At 49.5% G+C, this 20,217-nt stretch carries 17 protein-coding genes; 9 read left to right on the top strand and 8 right to left on the bottom strand.

The genetic code is table 11. The annotated features are described in order from the left end of the window. Positions 1-31 precede the first annotated feature (31 nt). Together KFF03_RS00170 and prlC are read right to left on the bottom strand one after the other, a co-directional pair. A complete protein-coding gene (locus KFF03_RS00170) occupies positions 32-325 on the bottom strand; it encodes a YheV family putative zinc ribbon protein (RefSeq protein ID WP_255858271.1) in 294 nt (97 codons plus the stop codon). Beyond that, the gene (gene prlC / locus KFF03_RS00165; RefSeq protein ID WP_255858270.1) at positions 325-2,412 is read right to left on the bottom strand and encodes an oligopeptidase A; all 2,088 of its coding nucleotides are present in this window, start codon (positions 2,410-2,412) and stop codon (positions 325-327) included. Before prlC ends, KFF03_RS00170 begins: the two co-directional genes overlap by 1 nt. A gap of 108 nt (positions 2,413-2,520) precedes the next feature. Between prlC and KFF03_RS00160 the strand changes: the two genes are divergently transcribed. The 6 genes from KFF03_RS00160 (at position 2,521) to KFF03_RS00135 (ending at position 8,177) form a co-directional block, all read left to right on the top strand. Beyond that, positions 2,521-3,084, top strand: coding sequence for a gamma carbonic anhydrase family protein (locus KFF03_RS00160; RefSeq protein WP_255858269.1), 564 nt, complete (start codon positions 2,521-2,523; stop codon positions 3,082-3,084). Positions 3,085-3,133: 49 nt separating this feature from the next. Continuing rightward, positions 3,134-3,406 carry a type II toxin-antitoxin system ParD family antitoxin gene (locus KFF03_RS00155; RefSeq protein WP_255858268.1) on the top strand — a complete coding sequence of 91 codons (273 nt, stop codon included), beginning with the start codon at positions 3,134-3,136 and terminating at the stop codon, positions 3,404-3,406. Then, positions 3,381-3,689, top strand: a complete 309-nt coding sequence (locus KFF03_RS00150) for a type II toxin-antitoxin system RelE/ParE family toxin (RefSeq protein ID WP_255858267.1) — start codon at positions 3,381-3,383, stop codon at positions 3,687-3,689. Before KFF03_RS00155 ends, KFF03_RS00150 begins: the two co-directional genes overlap by 26 nt. A gap of 93 nt (positions 3,690-3,782) precedes the next feature. Then, the gene (locus tag KFF03_RS00145; RefSeq protein WP_255858266.1) at positions 3,783-4,505 is read left to right on the top strand and encodes a YebC/PmpR family DNA-binding transcriptional regulator; all 723 of its coding nucleotides are present in this window, start codon (positions 3,783-3,785) and stop codon (positions 4,503-4,505) included. 239 nt (positions 4,506-4,744) lie between these two features. Beyond that, on the top strand, positions 4,745-6,526 hold the full coding sequence (locus tag KFF03_RS00140; protein WP_255858265.1) for a choice-of-anchor I family protein: 1,782 nt from the start codon (positions 4,745-4,747) through the stop codon (positions 6,524-6,526). Positions 6,527-6,812: 286 nt separating this feature from the next. Then, positions 6,813-8,177 carry a uracil-xanthine permease family protein gene (locus tag KFF03_RS00135; RefSeq protein WP_255858264.1) on the top strand — a complete coding sequence of 455 codons (1,365 nt, stop codon included), beginning with the start codon at positions 6,813-6,815 and terminating at the stop codon, positions 8,175-8,177. Between the two features lie 55 nt (positions 8,178-8,232). Here KFF03_RS00135 and KFF03_RS00130 read toward each other — a convergent pair whose 3' ends face one another. Continuing rightward, the gene (locus tag KFF03_RS00130) at positions 8,233-8,964 is read right to left on the bottom strand and encodes a LytTR family DNA-binding domain-containing protein (RefSeq protein WP_255858263.1); all 732 of its coding nucleotides are present in this window, start codon (positions 8,962-8,964) and stop codon (positions 8,233-8,235) included. Beyond that, entirely contained in the window at positions 8,961-10,037 is a 1,077-nt protein-coding gene (locus tag KFF03_RS00125; protein WP_255858262.1) for a sensor histidine kinase, read from the bottom strand. Before KFF03_RS00125 ends, KFF03_RS00130 begins: the two co-directional genes overlap by 4 nt. Before the next feature lie 212 nt (positions 10,038-10,249). On the opposite strand from KFF03_RS00125, the gene argH reads away from it, so the two are divergent. Beyond that, positions 10,250-11,647, top strand: a complete 1,398-nt coding sequence (gene argH, locus KFF03_RS00120; protein ID WP_255858261.1) for an argininosuccinate lyase — start codon at positions 10,250-10,252, stop codon at positions 11,645-11,647. 22 nt (positions 11,648-11,669) lie between these two features. Here argH and KFF03_RS00115 read toward each other — a convergent pair whose 3' ends face one another. The 3 genes from KFF03_RS00115 to KFF03_RS00105 form a co-directional block, all read right to left on the bottom strand. Continuing rightward, positions 11,670-13,940 carry a tetratricopeptide repeat protein gene (locus KFF03_RS00115; protein ID WP_255858260.1) on the bottom strand — a complete coding sequence of 757 codons (2,271 nt, stop codon included), beginning with the start codon at positions 13,938-13,940 and terminating at the stop codon, positions 11,670-11,672. Positions 13,941-14,050: 110 nt separating this feature from the next. After that, positions 14,051-16,462, bottom strand: a complete 2,412-nt coding sequence (locus KFF03_RS00110; RefSeq protein WP_255858259.1) for a fibronectin type III domain-containing protein — start codon at positions 16,460-16,462, stop codon at positions 14,051-14,053. Positions 16,463-16,638: 176 nt separating this feature from the next. Further along, entirely contained in the window at positions 16,639-16,932 is a 294-nt protein-coding gene (locus KFF03_RS00105; protein WP_255858258.1) for a hypothetical protein, read from the bottom strand. Between the two features lie 194 nt (positions 16,933-17,126). Between KFF03_RS00105 and KFF03_RS00100 the strand changes: the two genes are divergently transcribed. Both KFF03_RS00100 and KFF03_RS00095 read left to right on the top strand, forming a co-directional pair. Beyond that, positions 17,127-18,056, top strand: coding sequence for a histone deacetylase (locus KFF03_RS00100; RefSeq protein WP_255858257.1), 930 nt, complete (start codon positions 17,127-17,129; stop codon positions 18,054-18,056). Between the two features lie 55 nt (positions 18,057-18,111). After that, positions 18,112-19,242, top strand: a complete 1,131-nt coding sequence (locus tag KFF03_RS00095) for a hypothetical protein (protein WP_255858256.1) — start codon at positions 18,112-18,114, stop codon at positions 19,240-19,242. 35 nt (positions 19,243-19,277) lie between these two features. On the opposite strand, the gene KFF03_RS00090 is transcribed toward KFF03_RS00095, so the two are convergent. Beyond that, positions 19,278-20,198, bottom strand: coding sequence for a LysR family transcriptional regulator (locus KFF03_RS00090; RefSeq protein WP_255858255.1), 921 nt, complete (start codon positions 20,196-20,198; stop codon positions 19,278-19,280). Positions 20,199-20,217: the final 19 nt, after the last annotated feature.

The raw sequence follows: 20,217 nt of genomic DNA, 5'->3' as shown, positions 1-20,217 counted from the left end.
AAACAGCCGGAGGTTTGATATGGCAAGTGATTTAATTATCGGGACCGTCGTTTAATCCCAATATTTTCAGTGGCTGCTCATCGTCATCCAACACCGATTTGCCCACAGGTGTCACACGCGTTGCCAGTTGATCCGTTTCTAACTGGCGCGCCTGATCTTCGGCCTGTTGTTCGGACGAGGTCTGGCTAAAGCCGCAGGCGATACATTCGCGTACTTCATCACCATCGTCGTTGTTATAAATCACAGTACGATCCATTTCGGAGCACTTAGGACAAACCGCTCCGGCAATAAAGCGTTTTGGTTTTTTCTTCGCTTGGTATTCCACTACGCTGCGTCCTCCACATCAATGCCAGAATGGCGCAGCAAAGGCGCTACCGATGGCTTACGACCACGGAAGTTTTCAAACAATTCAGCGGCTTCACGGCTACCGCCCTGGCTCAAAATTTCACTCAGGAAACTTTGTCCGGTAATAGTATTAAAGATGCCGTCTTCTTCGAACTTAGAGAAGGCATCAGCACTGAGGACTTCAGCCCATTTGTAGGAGTAATAACCTGCCGCATAACCACCGGCAAAGATATGACTAAAGCTATGCTGGAAACGGTTAAAGTCGGATACCGGCACCACCGTTACTTGCTGGCGTACTTCGGCCAGAATCTGCTCTGGCGTTACCGGGTTGTCGGAGCGGTGTTCACGATGTAAGCGGAAATCGAACAGCGCAAATTCCAGTTGGCGCATCATCATCATGGCGCTTTGGAAGTTTTTCGCGGCTAATAACTTATCCAATAATTCCTGCGGTAATGGCTCACCTTGTTTATAGCCATCCGCTCCGTCTTCAAAACGACCGGAAATAAACGCCAGCGCTTCCGGCTCGTAACACCAGTTTTCCAGGAATTGGCTTGGCAGCTCCACCGCATCCCAGGCCACACCGTTAATACCGCTCACAGCACCCACATCAATTTGTGTCAGCATATGGTGTAAGCCATGACCAAACTCGTGGAACAGCGTTGTCAGCTCATCATGAGTTAACAGCGCTGGCGCATCGCCCACCGCCGGGGTGAAGTTACACACCAAATAAGCAACGGGCAGTTGTACGCCGTCGTTGGTTTGGCGACGAATACGGCAATCGTCCATCCAGGCACCGCCACGTTTTTTTTCACGGGCATACAGGTCGAGGTAGAAGGCTGCGATTTGTTCGCCGTCTTTTAATACGTGGAAGAAGCGCACATCCGGGTGGTAGGTGTCGAACGCCTGTTTTTCAGAGCCCCGAGGCTGCTCTTCAAACTGGATACCGTACAAACGGGATACCGTTTCGAACATGCCGTTCACCACGGTATCAATCGGCAAATACGGGCGGATGTCTTCCTGAGAAATGGCGTAACGACTCTGGCGTAACTTCTCGGCGTAGTAGGTGACGTCCCACGGCTGTAAGTTATCCACACCGTGTTCGGTTTTAGCAAACTCACTCAGCTCGGCAAATTCGCGTTCAGCCTGCGGTTTGGCTTTGGCCGCCAGGTCGGTTAAGAAGTCGATCACTTCCTGGCCGCTGCCCGCCATTTTGGTGGCCACGGAATATTCGGCGTAGTTATCAAAGCCCAGCAATTGCGCTAATTCATAACGCAGCGCCAGAATCTCTTTCATCACTTCGGAATTATCGAACTCGCCTGCGTTGGGGCCTGCATCAGAGGCACGGGTAACAAACGCGGTATACACCTCTTCACGCAGTTCGCGGTTATCGGCGTAACTCATGATCGGCATATAAGACGGGAAATCGAGTGTGACTTTAAATTTTCCGCCTTCCCCGGCTAACTGAGCCAGCAGGCCTTTGGCGCTTTCCGGCAAACCCGCTAACTGCGCTTCGTCGTCGATGACTTTGCTCCATGCTTGCGTGGCATCCAGCACGTTCTCACCAAACTTGCTGGTTAACTCAGATAAGCGCTGTTTGATTTCGCCGTAACGGGCTTTCTTTTCGCCTTCGAGATCCACACCACTTAAACGGAAGTCGCGCAGGGCGTGTTCAATAGCGGTTTGTTGTGCGGTGGATAAACCATCAAATTCATCGCTGTTGCGTAATGCCTGGTACGCATCAAACAGATCACGATTCTGACCCATCTCGGTGCTGTATTGGCTTAACAATGGCAAGCATGCGTTATAAGCATCGCGCAGTTCATCACTGTTTAACACGCCGTTTAAATGACCCACCGGCGACCAGGCTTTGGAAAGCTCGTCATCCCACTGCTCAATTGGAGCCACCAGCGAATCCCAACTCGGCGTTTGACCTTTCAGATCAGCCAACAGCTGAGTGATACGCTCGCGGTTGGTGTTTAACCGTTGCTCAATCGCAGGCAACACCTGCTCTGGCGTGATGGCAGAAAACGGTGGCAGCAGGTGTTCTTGTAACAGCGGGTTAGTCATAGGAGCATAAATCCAGACGGTTAAATAAAAAGGTGAATAGCATTTGTTATTCAGATTGGGTCAAATAAGCGGTAATTCAAGCACACACAAACGATAAGAGAGAGTGTTATGGCTGAGATTAACGACAAGGCCGTCCGCAAATACCAGGGCACAGAACCCAAATTGGGAGAGCGCGTGTTTGTTGACCGCAGCGCCGTGGTGATTGGCGATGTCGAACTGGGCGACGATGCCTCAGTATGGCCACTTACCGTGATTCGTGGCGACATGCATCAGATTCGTATTGGTGCGCGCACCAGCGTACAAGACGGTTCGGTACTGCATATTACCCACGCCAGTGACTTTAATCCGGGCGGTTACCCGCTGATCATTGGCGAAGACGTCACCATTGGCCACCAGGCCATGTTACATGGCTGCACCATTGGCAACCGTGTGTTGGTTGGCATGAAAGCCATGATTATGGATGGTGCTGTGGTTGAAGATGAAGTGATTATTGCCGCGGGCGCCGTGGTGACACCGGGAAAGGTGTTGGAAAGTGGTTACGTCTACAAGGGCAATCCCGCTAAAGAAGCGCGGCCAATTTCGGAAAAAGAGCGCAATTTCTTCACCTACAGTGCTGGTAATTATGTGCGTCTAAAGGATAAACATCTGGCAGAAGGGTTTGATAAAGGTTAATAACTTTCTCATACTGCACCAATAGTATGATTATTGATGCAGGTGATTTATGAGCACCATCCGTAAAACGATTACGTTGACCAATCAGCAAAGCGATTGGATAAAGTCCCGAATTCATGCCGGAGACTTTACCAACGACAGTGAATATATCCGTGACCTGATTCGCCGCGACCAACAGCGTGCATCACAGGTTGCTGCAATACAAGCCGCAATCGACGAGGGCCAGAACAGCGGATCAGCGACACCGTTAGACATGGAAGAAATTAAGCGAAAAGCACGGCAGGAGGCCGGGCGACATGAGCACATCACTGATAATCAATAAACTTCCACAAGCCGAGCGAGACTTGCTCGACATTTGGAGCTACACGGCCCGCCATTGGGGTGAACAGAAAGCTGATGAATACCTTGATGAGCTGCTGGATACTCTTAATCGGGTTGCCCTACGCCCTTTGGCATTTCCATTAAAAACAGACTTCAAACCAGCCGTACGAATGGCATTGTGCAACCGTCATGTGCTGATCTGCCAAACCGATGATCTCGGCGTCACTCTTATCCGGGTTATGCACCAGAGTGCCAACTTAGCGGCCTACTTGAGTGAAGAATAGAACTGAACTCGCCCCCAGCCGCGTCTCGCGCTACAATCGGCGCTGATTTTTTGAACCCTTTCTATAAAGAACACAACGGATAAGCGAATACCCATGGGCAGAGCGTATCAGAACCGTAAAGAATCCATGGCCAAAACGGCCGCAGCAAAAACCAAGGTCTACTCCAAATACGGCCGTGAAATCTACATGACAGCAAAAGCCGGTGGTACTGATCCATCCGGTAACCTGTCACTGCGCTCACTGATTGACCGTGCTAAGAAAGATCAGGTTCCAACGCACGTGATTGATAAAGCCATCGCCAAAGCTGAAGGTGGAACGGGTGAAGACTTCCAGCCGGCGCTGTACGAAGGTTTGGCTCCGGGTGGTGCAATGGTGCTGATCAGTGCCTTAACCGATAACCCGAACCGTACCTTTGGTGAAATCCGCGGTATCTTTTCTAAGTGCAAAGCCAAGCTGGGTACCCAGGGTTCTGTCAGCCACAGCTTTGAACACTGCGCGATGTTTGTATTCCCGGGCGAAGACGAAGAAGCGGCATTGGAAGCGCTGATGATGGCCGACGTTGATGTGGGCGAGATCGAGTGTGAAGATGGCATGATCACGGTTCAGGTTCCACCAACGGAATTCTTCAAAACCAAAACCGCATTAACCGAAATGGATGAAAACATCGATTTCGAAATGCAGGAAATCACTTACCTGCCACATGCCGAGCATGAAATCGGCGCCGATGATGTCGAAGCCTTTGAACGCTTTGTTGGCCTGATGAACGAGCTGGAAGACGTGCAAGAGATTTACCACAACGGTGCTTACGCCAGTTAATGACGTAACCACCCGTTAGCACAACGCTTCTGATTAAAGCCGCCTTTGCATCGCATTGGCGGCTTTTTTTGTTTTTGTGGCTTTTGTTACTTTTGCGCCCTTTATTGCTTATTCAGCTTTTGTGCCCTTTATTACAAAGCGCAATATAACGGTCACGAATCTGTCATTTTCCCCTGCGACCCTCTTTCTCCAATTTTAATAAATCTTAAAGACTCACTATTCGCATTGGGGAAGCTTCGATGAATAGCAAACTGAATAAGAAACTACTGGCACTGGCTATCAGTGGCGCGTTGTTAACCGCATGTGGCAGCGATGATAACGATGATGATGACGTGCCACCGAAAAATAATCCGGTCACAACACCGGAATCACCAGCTCCTGGCACAACACCTCCCGCAACACCGCTTCCGGAACAAGCCAGTGGCGAAATCACAGAAATCGGCCGCTACAGCTCTGGTATTTACGACGACGGTGGCGCTGAGATTGTGGCCTTTGATGCCAGCAGCGATAAATTATTCGTGGTGAACTCCGGTGATTCCACCATCGACGTGTTAGATCTGACCGATCCGGCCAACCCACAAAAATTAACCACCATTGATGTGACTGCAGCCAGTGTCTCTGGCTTCACGGCCGGTGGCGCCAACAGCATTGCTATCAACAACGGCAAACTGGCGGTTGCCGTCGAGAATGACGATAAACAAGCCAATGGTCAGGTGTATTTTTACAACACTGACAGCCTGGCATTTGAAGGCGCTGCCGCTGCCGGTGCTCTGCCGGATATGGTGACGTTCACGCCTAATGGCGAATACGTATTAAGCGCCAACGAAGGTGAGCCAAATGATGAGTACGACAACGATCCGGAAGGTTCGGTGACCATCATCAAGGTGTCAGACATGAGTGTTCGTACGGCCGGTTTTTCCGCGTTTAATCAAAATATTCAAAGCCTGAAAGAGGCCGGAGTACGTATCACTGGTCCAGCGGGAACAACCGTTGCTCAGGACGTTGAGCCGGAATACATCACCATCGACCGCGATAACAGCACCGCTTATGTGGCTCTGCAGGAGAACAACGCTTTGGCGGTGGTTAACATTGCGGATGCAACCGTGACTGACATCCTGCCGCTGGGCTACAAAGACCACAGCCTTGCAGGCAATGGCTTAGATGCCAACAAAAACGATAAAGCTGCGAATATTGAAACCCTGCCAATTTTTGGCATGTATCAGCCAGATGCCATCGCCAGCTTTATGGCTGACGACGGAAAAACCTATATCGTCACCGCGAATGAAGGTGATGGCCGTGAATACATCTCCGAAGACTTCGCCGATGAAGCCGCATGTACCGCTGCAGGTGGGTTAGATTTCGATGACGGCGAATGCCTGATGTATATCGATGAAACCGACCTGGAAGACCTGCCATTGGATGCAGCCGCTTTCACACCTGCGCAAATCACTAAACTCACCGACGGTGATGGTATCGGTGGCCTGACGGTCACTAATACCAATGGTGATACCGATAACGATGGCAAGTTTGAAGCAATTTATGCCTACGGCAGCCGCTCTTTCTCCATCTGGGATGAGAATGCCAAGCTGGTGTTTGATTCCGGCGATCAGTTTGAACAAAAGGTAAAAGAAGTTGCGCCGGATAACTTCAACGCCAGCAACGACAAAAACAAGATCGATAACCGCAGTGACAATAAAGGCCCGGAACCTGAAGGTGTGGCGCTGATCAAGCTGGGCAGCAAGGTTTTTGCTTATATTGGCCTGGAACGTCAGGGTGGCATTATGGTGTATGACATCACCGACCCGGCACAAGCGAGCTTTGTACAGTACACCAGCAACCGCGATTTCACGGTTGATCCGGAAGAAATTGAAGATAACGATGCACTGGATTCCGGTGCGGCCGGTGACTTAGGACCAGAAGGTATGTTAACCATCAGCGCAGCGGATAGCCCAAATGGTAAACCTCTGCTGGTTGTGGGCAATGAAGTGAGTGGTACCACCACCATTTACGAAATCCAGTAGCGACACCTAAACGTCGCATCAACACCCAAACGTCACAAACAGCCAGCGTTTGCCTGAAACAAACGCTGGCTTTTTTGTGCACCAAAAAGTAACTCTTTTCTCACTTAGTCACCCAATTCAATCCACGCGTTTCCAAACAGAGCAAAACCTTAATAAATCCCTGACGTTAGTAATGTTTTTTTCTTTATGTATTTCAATGGCTTAACGTATTTTCAGTCATTATTCATAACCACTTGGTCAGCTTATTGCTTAAACAGACGGATAACTGATAAATGGAGAATGAACAATGTCAGATTCTGCGCCTTCTGAACTGCTGTATGGCCTTAATGATAAACCGCCAGTACCCACCGCCTTTCTGGCGGCTCTGCAACATATGCTGGCCAGCTTTGTTGGCATTATCACCCCCACCCTGATTATTGGTGGGGTGCTGGGGTTGGGCAGTGAAATTCCGTACCTGATCAGCATGGCGCTGATTGTTTCGGGTGTGGGTACTTTTATTCAGGCACGTCGTTTTGGCCCGGTTGGTTCTGGGTTAGTGGCGGTACAGGGCACCAGTTTTGCGTTTTTGGGTGCGGTATTAGCCGCCGGATTTATCGCCAAAGGCAAAGGCGGAGGCCCGGAAGAGATTCTGTCGCTGATTTTTGGCGTGTGTTTTTTTGGCGCTTTTATCGAAATTTTCCTCAGCCAGTTTTTGCACAAGCTCAAGAGTGTGATTAACCCACTGGTCACCGGCATTGTGATTACCACCATTGGTTTTTACCTGATCAAGGTGGGTATGACCGACCTTGCCGGTGGCTTTAAAGCACCCGACTTTGGCAGCCCTGAAAACCTGATGCTGGGTGGTGGCGTGTTATTACTGATCATCATCATGAACCAGAGCAGCAACCCAATTCTGCGCTCCGGTGCGATCTTCTTTGGTTTGATCGCTGGTTTTATTGCCGCGTATTTTATGGGCAAGGTGGACTTCAGTAAGTTATCCGGCATGGAGTGGATCGCTCTGCCGCTGCCATTTAAATACGGCTTTTCCTTCGATTTTGAAGCTTTTATTCCGGTTGCACTGATCTACCTGATTACTGCTATTGAATCTTCTGGTGACTTAACCGCCACCTCAATGATTTCACGCCAATCGATTAATGACGATGCGTATCGTCAACGCATCCGTGGCGGCGTACTGGCAGACGGCATTAACTCCATGATTGCGGCGGTCTTTAATACCTTCCCGAACACCACCTTCAGCCAGAACAACGGTGTGATTCAGTTAACTGGTATCGCCAGCCGATATGTCGCCTTCTGGGTTGCCGGCATTCTGGTGGTGCTGGGCTTATTCCCAATCATTGGTGGTATCTTCCAGCAATTACCCAAACCGGTATTGGGTGGTGCCACGCTGGTGATGTTTGGCACCATTGCCGCAGCGGGTATCCGTATTCTGGCAACGCTGGAATTGGACCGTCGTACCATGCTGATCATGGCAGTATCATTTGGTTTGGGACTGGGCGTTGCCATGGTGCCGGATGTACTAAAAGAAATGCCAAAACTGGTTCAGAACCTGTTTGGTTCGGCGGTCACCGTGAGTGGTTTAAGCGCGATGATCCTGAATATTCTGCTGCCGAAAATGGTAAGTTTCCCAGAGCAACAAGCAACAGAGAAATAGCTACTCGCTCTGACTCCCACGCTCTGCGTGGGAGTCAGACGTCTAGTGTTGTGATCTACAACGCTTTCATCGCTTTACGTACCGCAGGCAAGTGTCGTCGACTAACGGCAATGCCTTCATCCAAACCTTTCAGATACACCTCATGACCACTTTCTTCCAATGCTTCGAGGCGTTCAATCCGTGCCAAAGACACCAGCGCACTGCGATGTACGCGCAGGAAATGGTCACTGAATTCATCTTCAAGATGCTTCAACGATTCATCAATCAGAGTTTCACCACCCGTATGGTGAACACTGACGTATTTCTGGTCGGCCAAGAAATACACAATGTCTGCCAGAGGAATCAGCTGCATGCCGTTATGTGTTCGCGCACTGATATGGGTGCGGGTTCCGGAAATTGTCTCGGTTTCATCGGCGTTTTGATCCAGCCATTCAACAGCGCGCTGTAACGCCCGGCTCAGGTCATCTTTAGCGATGGGCTTCATCAGATAATCTATCGCTTTTACCCGAAAGGCCTGCAACGCATGTTCGTCATACGCCGTACAAAACACCACTAACGGCACATGCTCCAGCTGCTGTATTTCCTCTGCGACCTGCAGCCCGGTTTTTCCTGGCATCTGAATATCCAGTAACACCAGATCACAGCGATACTGGCGTAACCAGGACATCGCTGCCTCACCATCACCGGCTTCGGCCACCACCTCAAAATCGCCGTGCTCCTGCAGCAAACGCTTTAGCCGCTCACGCGCAAGGGGTTCGTCATCTACTAATAAAATGCGATAACTCACGGCTGATTCTCCATGGACAACACCTCAGGTAAACGCAATCGGGCCAGATATTGCCCGCCCTGATCTTCTATTAATAATTCTGCCGGATGCTGCTCGGTGGCGATCATCGCCAACCGCGCCCGGATATTGGCCTGGGCAATCTGATTGCCCGGGTTCGTTTCACTATCCGGATCTTTGGAGTTGGCGATTTCTAACATCCAGTCACGGCCATGCTGACGCAGGCTCAAACGAATCAAGCCGCCTTCAACAACGGGCTGAATACCATGATAGACGGCATTTTCCAGCAAAGGTTGCAACAATAGCTGTGGCACCCGCAGCTCAGGAATGGTTTCAGGCAGATCCAGCTGTACCGTCATGCGTTCACCCAATCGAACCTGCTCGATATCGAGATAACGACGACTCAGTTCCAGCTCCTGTGACAATGGCACCAGCTTGTCATCGGCTTTGAGCACCGCGCGAAACAACTGCGCCAGATCCACCAGCATGTGCTCGGCTTTATCCGGATCAATCACAATCAGCGACGCAACGGTATTGAGGGTATTAAAGAAGAAGTGCGGCCGGATATTGGCCTGCAACGCCGCCAGACGGGATTTCAGCTCGGCCTGAGTTTTGAGTCGCCACTGACTTTGCACATAAAAATAACGCAGCGCCATCATGGCAAAAATTGCGGCAATCACCTGATTGCGTAACACCCAGGCCCAATCGATGGCCGGGTCTTTCATCGGCCACAGGTATTCGCCCAACAGACTCACCGCCAATGTCACCAGCTGGGTAATCGACAGTGCCACCAGCGACGCACTGAGTACGTGCAGGCGTGACATCAAGCTCCGCAGCTGACACAACACCGCCACCGATAACAAGGCCACCCATTGCACAAACAAAGACACAATGGCAAAGCGCTGCCAGGAAAAGCCGGGTAATCCGGTTTCTACCAGCGTCAGTGCCAATACCAGCGCTTCACTAAGAATCAGCAAAAACATCACCGCCCGGCTGTTGCACAGATCCGGCAGGAAAAACGCTTCTAATAATTCGTGTTTACTGGGGTGTTGTGACATGGAGTCCGGGGTCGTCACGTTCTTTCCTGAATAATTGATACAGATAATGTCAGTAGCGTCGCTACACAAGAACTAATAAGTTTCTCTATACAGGGAGGCGGGTGCAAGGTATCTGTTGGCAAAAGGTGCTGAAACAGCGACAGAATGCACCTTGAGTGGTTATAATCCGCCGCCATAACGCTGTCTGCCTGCGCAACCAGCAGGTGTCCGTCAACAAATTGAGGTGTGATATGACTGATCAGAACCAAACCAACTCATCTTGGGGTGGCCGTTTTTCCGAACCAACCGACGCGTTTGTGGCGCGTTATACCGCTTCGGTAAACTTCGATCAGCGTATGTACGCGCAGGACATTCAAGGCTCGGTGGCACACGCCAAAATGCTGTGCAAAGTCGGCGTGCTGAGCGAGCAGGAGCGTGACGATATTCTGCGTGGCCTGGAAGAAGTCCGTCAGGAAATCGAAAGCGGTAACTTCAACTGGTCGGTTGAGCTGGAAGACGTTCATATGAACATCGAAGCCGCGCTGACCGCCAAGATCGGCATTACCGGTAAAAAGCTGCACACCGGTCGTTCCCGTAACGACCAGGTAGCCACCGATATTCGTTTGTACATGCGCGACGAAATTGACGTGATTGCCGCCGAGCTGACCCGCCTGCAACAAGGTCTGGTTGAGCTGGCAGAACAAGAAGCCGACACCATTATGCCGGGCTTCACCCACCTGCAAACTGCCCAGCCGGTTACCTTTGGTCATCACCTGCTGGCCTGGAACGAAATGCTGGAACGTGACTTCGCACGCCTGATGGACTGCCGCAAACGTATCAACATCCTGCCATTAGGTGCCGCAGCACTGGCCGGTACCACCTACCCGATTGATCGTTTCTATACTGCTGAGCTGCTGGGCTTTGATCGCCCGACTGAAAACAGCCTGGATTCCGTATCCGACCGTGACTTCGCGATTGAATTCACCAGCGTGGCGTCACTGATCATGATGCATATGTCGCGCTTCTCCGAAGAGCTGGTGCTGTGGGCTTCTGCTCAGTTCCAGTTTATCGACCTGCCGGATCGCTTCTGCACCGGTTCTTCCATCATGCCGCAGAAGAAAAACCCGGACGTACCAGAGCTGGTGCGTGGTAAAACCGGTCGTGTGTATGGTCATATGATTTCACTGCTGACGCTGATGAAGTCACAACCACTGGCATACAACAAAGACAACCAGGAAGACAAAGAGCCGCTGTTCGACACCGTCGATACCCTGCGTGACTCGCTGCGTGCTTTCGCTGATATGGCGCCACACCTGCAAGCTAAAAAAGAATTTATGTACGAAGCGGCCAAGCGTGGTTTCTCCACCGCGACCGATTTAGCCGACTATGTTGTGCGTAAGGGGATTCCATTCCGTGACGCGCACGAGATTGTGGGTAAAGCCGTGGCCTATGGCATCGAAAGCGGTAAAGACCTGAGTGAAATGACGCTGGAAGAACTGCAACAGTTCTCAGATGAAATCACCGCCGATGTCTTCGACGTATTAACGCTGGAAGGCTCAGTTGCCGCCCGTGATCATATTGGTGGCACTGCACCGAATCAGGTTCGTGCGGCTTCGGCTCGTGCGAAGGAAGCGCTGGCTAAGCGTTAATCAAACTCGTTAAAGGCGATAATTATTTATCGCCTTTAATCTCATCTAATTCTTCTTTTAATTTTTCTACGTTGTGGTGTTCTTCAAAGAAACGAACAACCGCTTGGGCTTGCTCGCCTTTTACACCTGAGAACTGATTTAAGTAGTCTCGAATTTCATTAAAGCCCCAAGTAAATTTGGTATCTTCGGGCAGTTGTTCAATATTCTGAAGCATCTGGCTGATATCGGCTTTATCCAGTAGGAAGAGTAAGAATTTCATCACGGATGATGTAAATGAGTTTGAAGAAGATCGATCTAAAACTTTGTGAATTCTTTGCTCTGAGGAATCTGGCGATTCCAAAAGGAGAGATAACTCAGCAATGTTTGATAGAGCAAAGGTGATTGAGTTTTTCAGCCCATCCTCCTCACTTTCTTCATAGCGAGTGATTAATTCCTCAAATATGACAAAAGCTTCATCTAAGCGATTCTGCTGACTCAACATCGCGCCTGTATTATTCAGGGCTTGGGCAACAAGCTCTTTTAGCTCTAGACTATCATGTTCACCATAACGGCTGATTAAATTGTCATAGCTAGAAATTGCTTCATCTAGTTGATTCTGCTTGCCTAACGCAATCCCCTTATTAAACAAAGCACTTGCAATCTGCTTTTGTATCTCTAATTGTTCACTATCATTAAAACGGTTGATTAACTCATTATAGGCGACAAGCTCTTCATCTGGTTGATTCTGCCTGCCTAACGCAATTCCCTTATTCAACAAAGCACTTGCAATATGCTTTTGTATCTCTAACTGTTCACTTTCATCAAAACTACTGATTAGCTCATCGTAGGCAGCAATTTCTTTGTTTAAATCATTTTGCTGACCCAACCTGACGCCTTTATTAAACAATGACGCGGCAACTTTCTCTTGCAAATCAGGCAGCTCACTTTTTCCGTAGCGAGTAATTACATCATCGTAAGCGGCAAGCTCTTCATATGGGCGATTCTGTAGGCCCAATGCAAAGCCTTTGCCAAGCAAAGCCTTTGCAATTAAATCCTGCATCCTTGGCCGCTCACTTTTGCCATAGCGAGAGATTACATCATCGTAGGCGGCAAGCTCTTCATCTGGACGATTTTGTAGGCCCAATACAAAGCCTTTGTTAAGCAAAGACATAGCAACCTGATTCTGCAACTCTGGCTTGTCACTTTTACCATAACGGAGGATCAGATCATTGTAGACAGCAAGAGCTTCATTTGATCGGTTCTGCTTACCTAATCTGGCGCCTTTATTAAGCAAAGACTTTGCAACCAGTTCCAGTAACTCTGATTGCTCACTTTCACTGTAGCGAGCAATCAAATCATCGTAGATAGTAATCTCTTCATCAGGCCGATTATCCTGATTCAAACAAAACGCCTTTGCAAATAAAGACATCGCTACATCTATATCTTTAGCATCTATATGTAGTTCTGATAGTTCAAAATATTCAATCGCTTTTGGGTAATTATTGCGTGTGTATTCATCAACACCCAGTTGATACCAATCGTCGGGAGTAAATTCAGATTCTGGTTTTTGACGAAGTTTAAAGGTGCTGATTTGGTATTCTTCTTTCTCTTCTTCTGTTAGCTCTTTCTCGATAGCTTTCTGAGCAAGCTTTTTAATTCGTTCTAGATAATCATGTGATTCATTCAGAATTTTTTTAATTTTTTGTTCCAGATCTTCGATTCGTTTTTCCGAGTCCATAAGAAGATTAGTTATATGTTCCTCCCACTTCTCTCGATGCAGATTTATTTCGTTTTTTAGTTGCTCTGATAAATCACTTTTGATCTCTTCCGAATGGATTTCTAATTGCTCTTTCGCAGCTTCGACCGCTAATTTCTTGGATTGAGAGCTAAAAAGTAAAGCAATAAGTGTAATAACTACTGCAAAGAGGCCGGCGACAATTCCAAACCAACCCAATACAGATGTATATCTGTCCACCCCAGCACCAATATCAGAAATCCGCCCTTCATATTGATCAACCTGATTAGACAATTTGCCATGTTGCAAATTGACCGATTGCGTTAGCTGGTTTAACTGCTGCTTTAGCAGCTCAATCTCTTTGTTCTGCTCTACCGAATCGGTAGCAGACTGGCTGTACTCAAGCCGGTTTACCCGGTCTTGCAGATCAAAAAGCTGATGTAGAACAATCGAGTTAATTTCAACTGATGGATGTTGTTTAGAATCTTGAGTTTGAGTCTCGACCTGAGCTTGTGCTGTTACACTGCCGCAAACCGAAAACACTAAAACGAAAAGAAGGGATTGGAGAATTGCTTTCATCAACGGGCCAATAGGTAAGTCCTTTGTCAGCAATTGAGCCACTGAATGTGGTGAAATGCAATTCTCATTAATTTCTGACATTAAGCAGAAATAAAAAGTCGTACTGGTTTTTACTCCGCAGGAGCAGCCTTAGTCGCGCCACTCACCACCACAACCCCGGCTTCGCCTTGCTCATCCAGCGTCGTGATGCGATAGCTGTAAGAGGTACTCGCCGTTAGTCCACTATCTACATATTTCTGGGTGGTGGCATGGGAGCCATCTGTCACATTCTGATCGTAGTCTGAATGACGGGCGGCAATCACGCTGTAGGCACCGCCGTTTTCGGAGCGTTCTATTTTGTAGCCGCGCTGTCCTAACGGTTCTCCCCAATCAAGAATCAGTGTGGTGTCAGAATAAGAAATCACACGCGCGTCTTGTGCAGGTTCTGCACGTAATTGAACGTTCACCACATCCGAAGGTGTTCCCGCCGCACTGCCTTTCAACGCTTTAACCCGATAACTATAAGCGCTGCCCGCCAATAAACCCGTGTCGGTATATTGGGTGGTTGCGGCATTCAGTATTGCCAAAGAATAAAACGATAAGCCATCTTCGGAGCGCTCCAGCATATATTGCTCTGCGCCGCTAACAGTACTCCAATTCAGAGCAACCTGTTGATGGTCAACACTGGTCTGGCTAAGACTCGCTGGAGCGGCCAGCTCAGAGTTAACACCACGCTCGGCCTGACCTGTGATTGCTACTGAAGAAAACTGCGCCTGCGCCATGGCGCGTGCATTCAATGCCGACTGTGCTAAGCCAACATAAATTTCATCTGATGTGTCGATGGTTTGTTCGCTAATCAGCGTCCAGTCATTGCCATTTGCCGAGAGATAACTGCGGAAGCGGTTAAAGCCATTACCCGATTCACTGGCTAATCGTTCCAGTCTTAGCCAGCGTGCGTCAGCAGGCCCGGTACCATTGTGCTGAGAGGTGCCATCTGTTTGTGTTCGTGCGGTCTGACTCGGGCCGTTACTGCCCGACACAAACTGGCCGATATGAGCACTGCCAGCGCTTAACTCCGCGCGCATCATCACGCCAAATTTAGCCCATGGAGCAGACGCATTATTACTCTCTACTTTTGCCACAATGCTGCCCGCGCCCTGCAGTTTCTGATACACAAACACCATGTTGTCGGCGTTATTCCAGATATCACCGCCGGTCGCTTTTAACGTCCATTGGCGGGTATTGGCGTTGTAAGAGGCTTCACCAATTAAGCGTTTAGGGCCAAAGTTCGCCACTCGCCAATCTCCGGGAACAGCATTCACACGCAGCCGATATTCGCCCAAATCGCTGTAACGTTTAGCGCTTTCTAACTGCAGGTAATAACGTCCGGCCGCCAAGTCAGCGGCTAACCATTGATGGTTAATGCCGTTATGCACTAAGCCAATCGGCTGTTTGTTCGCGTTCAATAATCGCAGCGTGATATTGACTGGAGACAAACCAAAAGCGTTACTGCTGATCAACGCATGGCCGCCGTCCCAGTCAAAAAAGAAACTGTCGACATCATTCATGGTTTCGATCACGCCACTGGCGACAAATCCTTTATGCTCCAGCCGCCCCAGCTGGGTGGCTGAATCCAGATCCGCAGCGTGATCATCCGGCCGATAGCCGCTACTGCTGTCATCAAATGCCTTCACCCGACTGGCGAGATGCTCAACGCCGCCAAAAAAGCTGTCTTTGGCATTACCGCGGAATTTATTCGACCACTTGTTCACAATGCGATCACCGGTGCCCAGATGCCAGCCGCGTAACGGATAAGGGCTGGCGTAATAACCAGAGTTCACCGCACCCTGATCATCCAAACCAATCACATGGCCGAGACCAAAGGTATGCCCACCTTCGTGCCCAACCACGGAGGAATACGGCCCATGCTCTGCCCGCATCTGCGCAATATCCCGTTTACTATGACCATAGCCACCATAGGCCACGCCCAACTTGGCACCGGGGAAAATCACATTCCAGCTATGTGGCCGCTCAAGATCAATTTCGGTCGTCACATCTAAGTCAAACATAGCGAACTGAGCCGCAGTGGTTGCCCACCAGTTATAGATAAACTCCTGCTCCTGGGCGTTATAGGTGCTGGGGTCTCCGTCGAAGTCCACGCCATCATGAAATTCGCCAAGATCAAAATCGCCATCAAAATCGAGATACACCTGTCCTTTAGCGTTGGGCAGGCTGTGTAATAACGGCAAACCACGTTCATCGGTTTTCATATCTTGTGGCAAGCCGTAGTTATAAAACGCAGGTTCATGAGCGGGAGTAATCACCGGCGCCAAAGGCCTGTCTGGCTGCGGGTTAGGGTTAGGGTTAGGGTTAGGGTCAGACGTATCCGCCGTTGAATCTTCTTGTCCAGGCGTGGATATACCACCATCAGCTTCATCAGAGTCAAAAACACTCGAACCAGATCCCCCAGAGCCTCCACCACAAGCGATCAGCAAAAGGGAGGTCATCAGAGTGATGCTAGAGAAATAGGGGGTTTTGTTCATGGCCGATGCTCTTTTATTACTTCGTGACTGCACACTAACTACACAGTGACGACACACTAGCATGTAGCACTCAAGGGCCATTTATATGAAAGGGAAAATTGTGAACAGAGAAACAAAAATATCAGTAAAACAGGCAAAACCGGGCCAATGTTTCGCACAATTGACCCGTATTTAGCTCAAGCTGCTTTTTTACCAAACAGCCGGCTCATCAGTTGGTGTAGGTTCACCACAGTAACAAAACGGAACACCAGGATGGCATGGATAAAACCAATAATGGCTCCCATCCCATAGTCACCGGCGACCATCATATCCCACACCATAGCGGGTAATACCAGGATCGGAAACCAGGCAAAAAATCGATAAAACACACTTTCAAAGCGAGAGATAGCCGGGTTTTTATCATCCACGACCTCTGCCTCGGCCACCTGTGAATCCACTTTTTTAACCGTCTTCTTCTGCTTTTTCGCCATCAATCTGTACCCAAGTTTCTGTCAGCAAGCACCTGCGCTTGTACTGTATTATTTTTGTTCAACCTATAGAGAAACATAGCGCAGAGAGGCATCACACTCGCCTTTAGTCTTAGTGCTTTTTTACGAGAGCGAAAGGTGCATTCATACTGCTAAAAACGCACAATACGGTTCTGTCATTGAGTCTGGATTTCACAGTGCTGCCACTGGTTTATCACCCCAACTACTCCTGCCCATTCCCGGAAGATCACCGCTTTGTGATGTCGAAGTTTGTACGTCTGCACGACTACTGCTTACAGCATGGGTTGATTGGTCAGCACAATTTATTTAGGCCAGATCCCATCAGCCAGCAAGTGATGAGCATCGCTCATGACATGCCTTACCTGCGGATGATCAGTGAGCAGAACGACGATACTGACCCAGACAACAAAAAAGCCTGGCGGCGTATTGGTTTGCCCTGGAGCCAGGGGCTGATTGACCGAACCTTCACCGCCCCCAATGGCACCTTGTTAACCGCTAAACTGGCGCTGCAATATGGCATGGCGAGCCATCTGGCGGGTGGCACTCACCATGCTCATCGCGATTTTGGTTCCGGTTTTTGTTTGTTGAATGATTTAGCGTTTACCGCGTTGTCGTTATTACACAGCGGTGAAGTGCAAAAGATTCTGATCTTTGATCTGGATGTACATCAGGGCGACGGCACAGCCGCGATCTTAAAAGACGAGCCTCGTGCGTTTACCTGTTCGATTCATTGTGAAAAGAATTTCCCATTCCGTAAAAGCGCCAGCGATCTGGATATTGGTCTGGATAAATTTCTCGAAGATAACGCCTACCTGGAAGTGGTTGAGCGCACGCTGAATCAACTGCTTGACCAACAACAGCCCGACATTGTGCTCTACGATGCCGGAGCAGATGTCTGGCAAGGGGATGAGCTAGGGCATTTAAACATCAGTTGGAATGGCGTTCAGCAGCGTGATGAATTGGTGTTAAAAACCTGCTTACAACGTCATATTCCGGTGGCAACCGTGATTGGTGGAGGTTACGACAAAGACCACGCTCGCCTGGCCCAACGTCATGCTGTGGTTGCAGAAACGGCCGCCCATTTGTTTGCTCAGTATTTGGATTAACGGCTGTTTCCAGTACACTGGTACTGTTTTATACAACAATAATATAGGCTCGCCTGTGTCTGACTTTCGCTTCTCTTCGTGGGCTATGTATATCGCCCTGCTTTCTACTATCAGCCTGACCGGCTGTGGTGCATCGACCTCAAACTCTGGCGAGCCATCCAGTGGTAACCCGGATACTCCGTCACAAGATAATTCTGATAACGGAAGCGATACACCTGACACTGGCACTCCAGATAACAACACCCCAGATGACAATAATTCTGACAACCCAGATACAAGTAATCCGGGGGATAACTCTGACAATGATGGTGATTCCAATCCTCCGGTGGCTCCGCCAATTGGGTCTGACTGCCAGTACTCTGTGCCAACACCACCGTCATTAACGGAACACTTTTCTATTTCACTGGACGACAATACCTACCAGCATCTGGACGGCGAAGAGTTAGTGAGTAATAACTCCAATATTTATGGCACCTGGGCAGTTGTTCATCAACAAACGTTTACCAATACTTCAAACAGCCGTCAGTTGCGTCGCAGCCACCAGCAACGCGCCTTGTTTGTTATCCGTGAAGCTGCAGGCAGCACGACTGAAAATCCAGTCGCCGAAATTGCCAGTTGCGCATCAGTGGGTTTCCGAACATTAAACAACCCGACAATCGGTGATGAGTTTTTGCAACCGCTATCACAAAGCAACTATCTGGTATTGACGCTAACGTCGACAACACAAATGAACGGTATCGCTCCCCACACCAATACCCGGGCGATAAAACTGTCTGATAGCCAGCAACCGCTGGCAAGTGTATCCGGTACGATTGATGGCGAATCGGTTGCAGCAGAAGATGTCTGGTGCCTGCAGGTATTTCGCAATACACAATCGCAACAGCAATGTGCTGGCGAAGTAACCCAAAACCTGACAGGCTCAGGCATCAGCCTCCAGGGCGAAAACCTTATGACCACCTTGCAGTCCATTCGTTCTAACGGCAAAGAAACTCTGTTGTTAGACAGCAACCGGCCATCACCGGGTGTGACCTTATTTGATAGCGAATTAACCACTGCCGAGGCCAATACTATAAATGCGACGGTGGCCCGGACGTCGGTGCAGTTAAACAGTAACCTGAACCTGCAAAAGCTGGCTGATGGCAACCCGGTTAATACCTCAGCCTCTCTGGTACTTACGACTCCCTGAGTTGGTAGCTATGTTTATATAACCAGCTCATTAACTTAATTCATCACACCAGTCAGCGACTCCAACATCTGTTGTTTCAGCCAGACCAACGCCGGGTCGCGACTTGCCTTGCGATGCCAATACAGATGAATATCAACCGGCGGTAACTCCAGCGGTAACGGAGCAATACTGATCCCGCCATTGGCTTTCATCTGGCGGGCGTAACTTTGCGGCAGCGTCAGCAATAAATCCGTGTCTTTCACCACCTGCAAGGCGGCGTAATAGTTCTGGCAGCGCAGTGCCACTTTACGGCTTTTGCCACAGCGATTCAGGGCAAAATCTTCTACCCCGGGGCCATCATGACGGCTGGAAACCAGTACATGCGTGGCTGAAATATACGCCTCAAGATCCAGAATCGTGCTCGCCAACGAGTGATCATGACGCATCGCCACGGCTAATAATTCACGCCCTAACGGCTGATGCTCAACCTCTTCCGGCACGGGCAATAACACGTCCGCGGCAAAATCAATTTGCCCACTGCTGAGTTGCTGCATGATGTCACGGCGCGGAACACGCAAACTGCGCAGCTGAATATTCGGCGCTTGTCGTTGCAGGTGCACCATCAGCGGAGGCAGAGCGGTGAATTCCATCACATCCCTTGCTGCCAACGTAAACACACGGTTTGCCTCAGCAGGGTCAAATGCCAGACCTTCTCCCAAGGTGGATTCCAGCTCCTGCAGAGCAATCCTTACCCGCTCAATAATCGCCTTCGCCAGTGGCGTCGGCGACATACCTTTGCCGGCACGTTCGAACAAGGGGTCATCAAAACGTTCGCGTAATCTCGCCAGAGCATGACTGACGGCGGGCTGAGACAAATACAAACGTTCCGCCGCACGCGTCAGGTTGCCTTCACGATAGATGGCATCAAACACAACAAATAAATTCAGATCGACCCGGGATAAATTAATTTCCTGCATTTTGTTTTCATCTCAGTAT

It is taken from the genome of Bacterioplanoides sp. SCSIO 12839, from assembly GCF_024397975.1.
Lineage (GTDB): Bacteria > Pseudomonadota > Gammaproteobacteria > Pseudomonadales > Oceanobacteraceae > Bacterioplanoides.
This window is presented reverse-complemented; position numbering and strand designations above follow the sequence as displayed.

What these genes read in the sequence shown, in the direction of transcription:
- prlC (WP_255858270.1), bottom strand. Translation starts at nt 2,412, where the DNA reads ATGACTAACCCGCTGTTACAAGAACACCTGCTGCCACCGTTTTCTGCC.
- KFF03_RS00160 (WP_255858269.1), top strand. Translation starts at nt 2,521, where the DNA reads ATGGCTGAGATTAACGACAAGGCCGTCCGCAAATACCAGGGCACAGAA.
- KFF03_RS00155 (WP_255858268.1), top strand. Translation starts at nt 3,134, where the DNA reads ATGAGCACCATCCGTAAAACGATTACGTTGACCAATCAGCAAAGCGAT.
- KFF03_RS00150 (WP_255858267.1), top strand. Translation starts at nt 3,381, where the DNA reads ATGAGCACATCACTGATAATCAATAAACTTCCACAAGCCGAGCGAGAC.
- KFF03_RS00145 (WP_255858266.1), top strand. Translation starts at nt 3,783, where the DNA reads ATGGGCAGAGCGTATCAGAACCGTAAAGAATCCATGGCCAAAACGGCC.
- KFF03_RS00140 (WP_255858265.1), top strand. Translation starts at nt 4,745, where the DNA reads ATGAATAGCAAACTGAATAAGAAACTACTGGCACTGGCTATCAGTGGC.
- KFF03_RS00135 (WP_255858264.1), top strand. Translation starts at nt 6,813, where the DNA reads ATGTCAGATTCTGCGCCTTCTGAACTGCTGTATGGCCTTAATGATAAA.
- argH (WP_255858261.1), top strand. Translation starts at nt 10,250, where the DNA reads ATGACTGATCAGAACCAAACCAACTCATCTTGGGGTGGCCGTTTTTCC.
- KFF03_RS00115 (WP_255858260.1), bottom strand. Translation starts at nt 13,940, where the DNA reads ATGAAAGCAATTCTCCAATCCCTTCTTTTCGTTTTAGTGTTTTCGGTT.
- KFF03_RS00110 (WP_255858259.1), bottom strand. Translation starts at nt 16,462, where the DNA reads ATGAACAAAACCCCCTATTTCTCTAGCATCACTCTGATGACCTCCCTT.
- KFF03_RS00105 (WP_255858258.1), bottom strand. Translation starts at nt 16,932, where the DNA reads ATGGCGAAAAAGCAGAAGAAGACGGTTAAAAAAGTGGATTCACAGGTG.
- KFF03_RS00090 (WP_255858255.1), bottom strand. Translation starts at nt 20,198, where the DNA reads ATGCAGGAAATTAATTTATCCCGGGTCGATCTGAATTTATTTGTTGTG.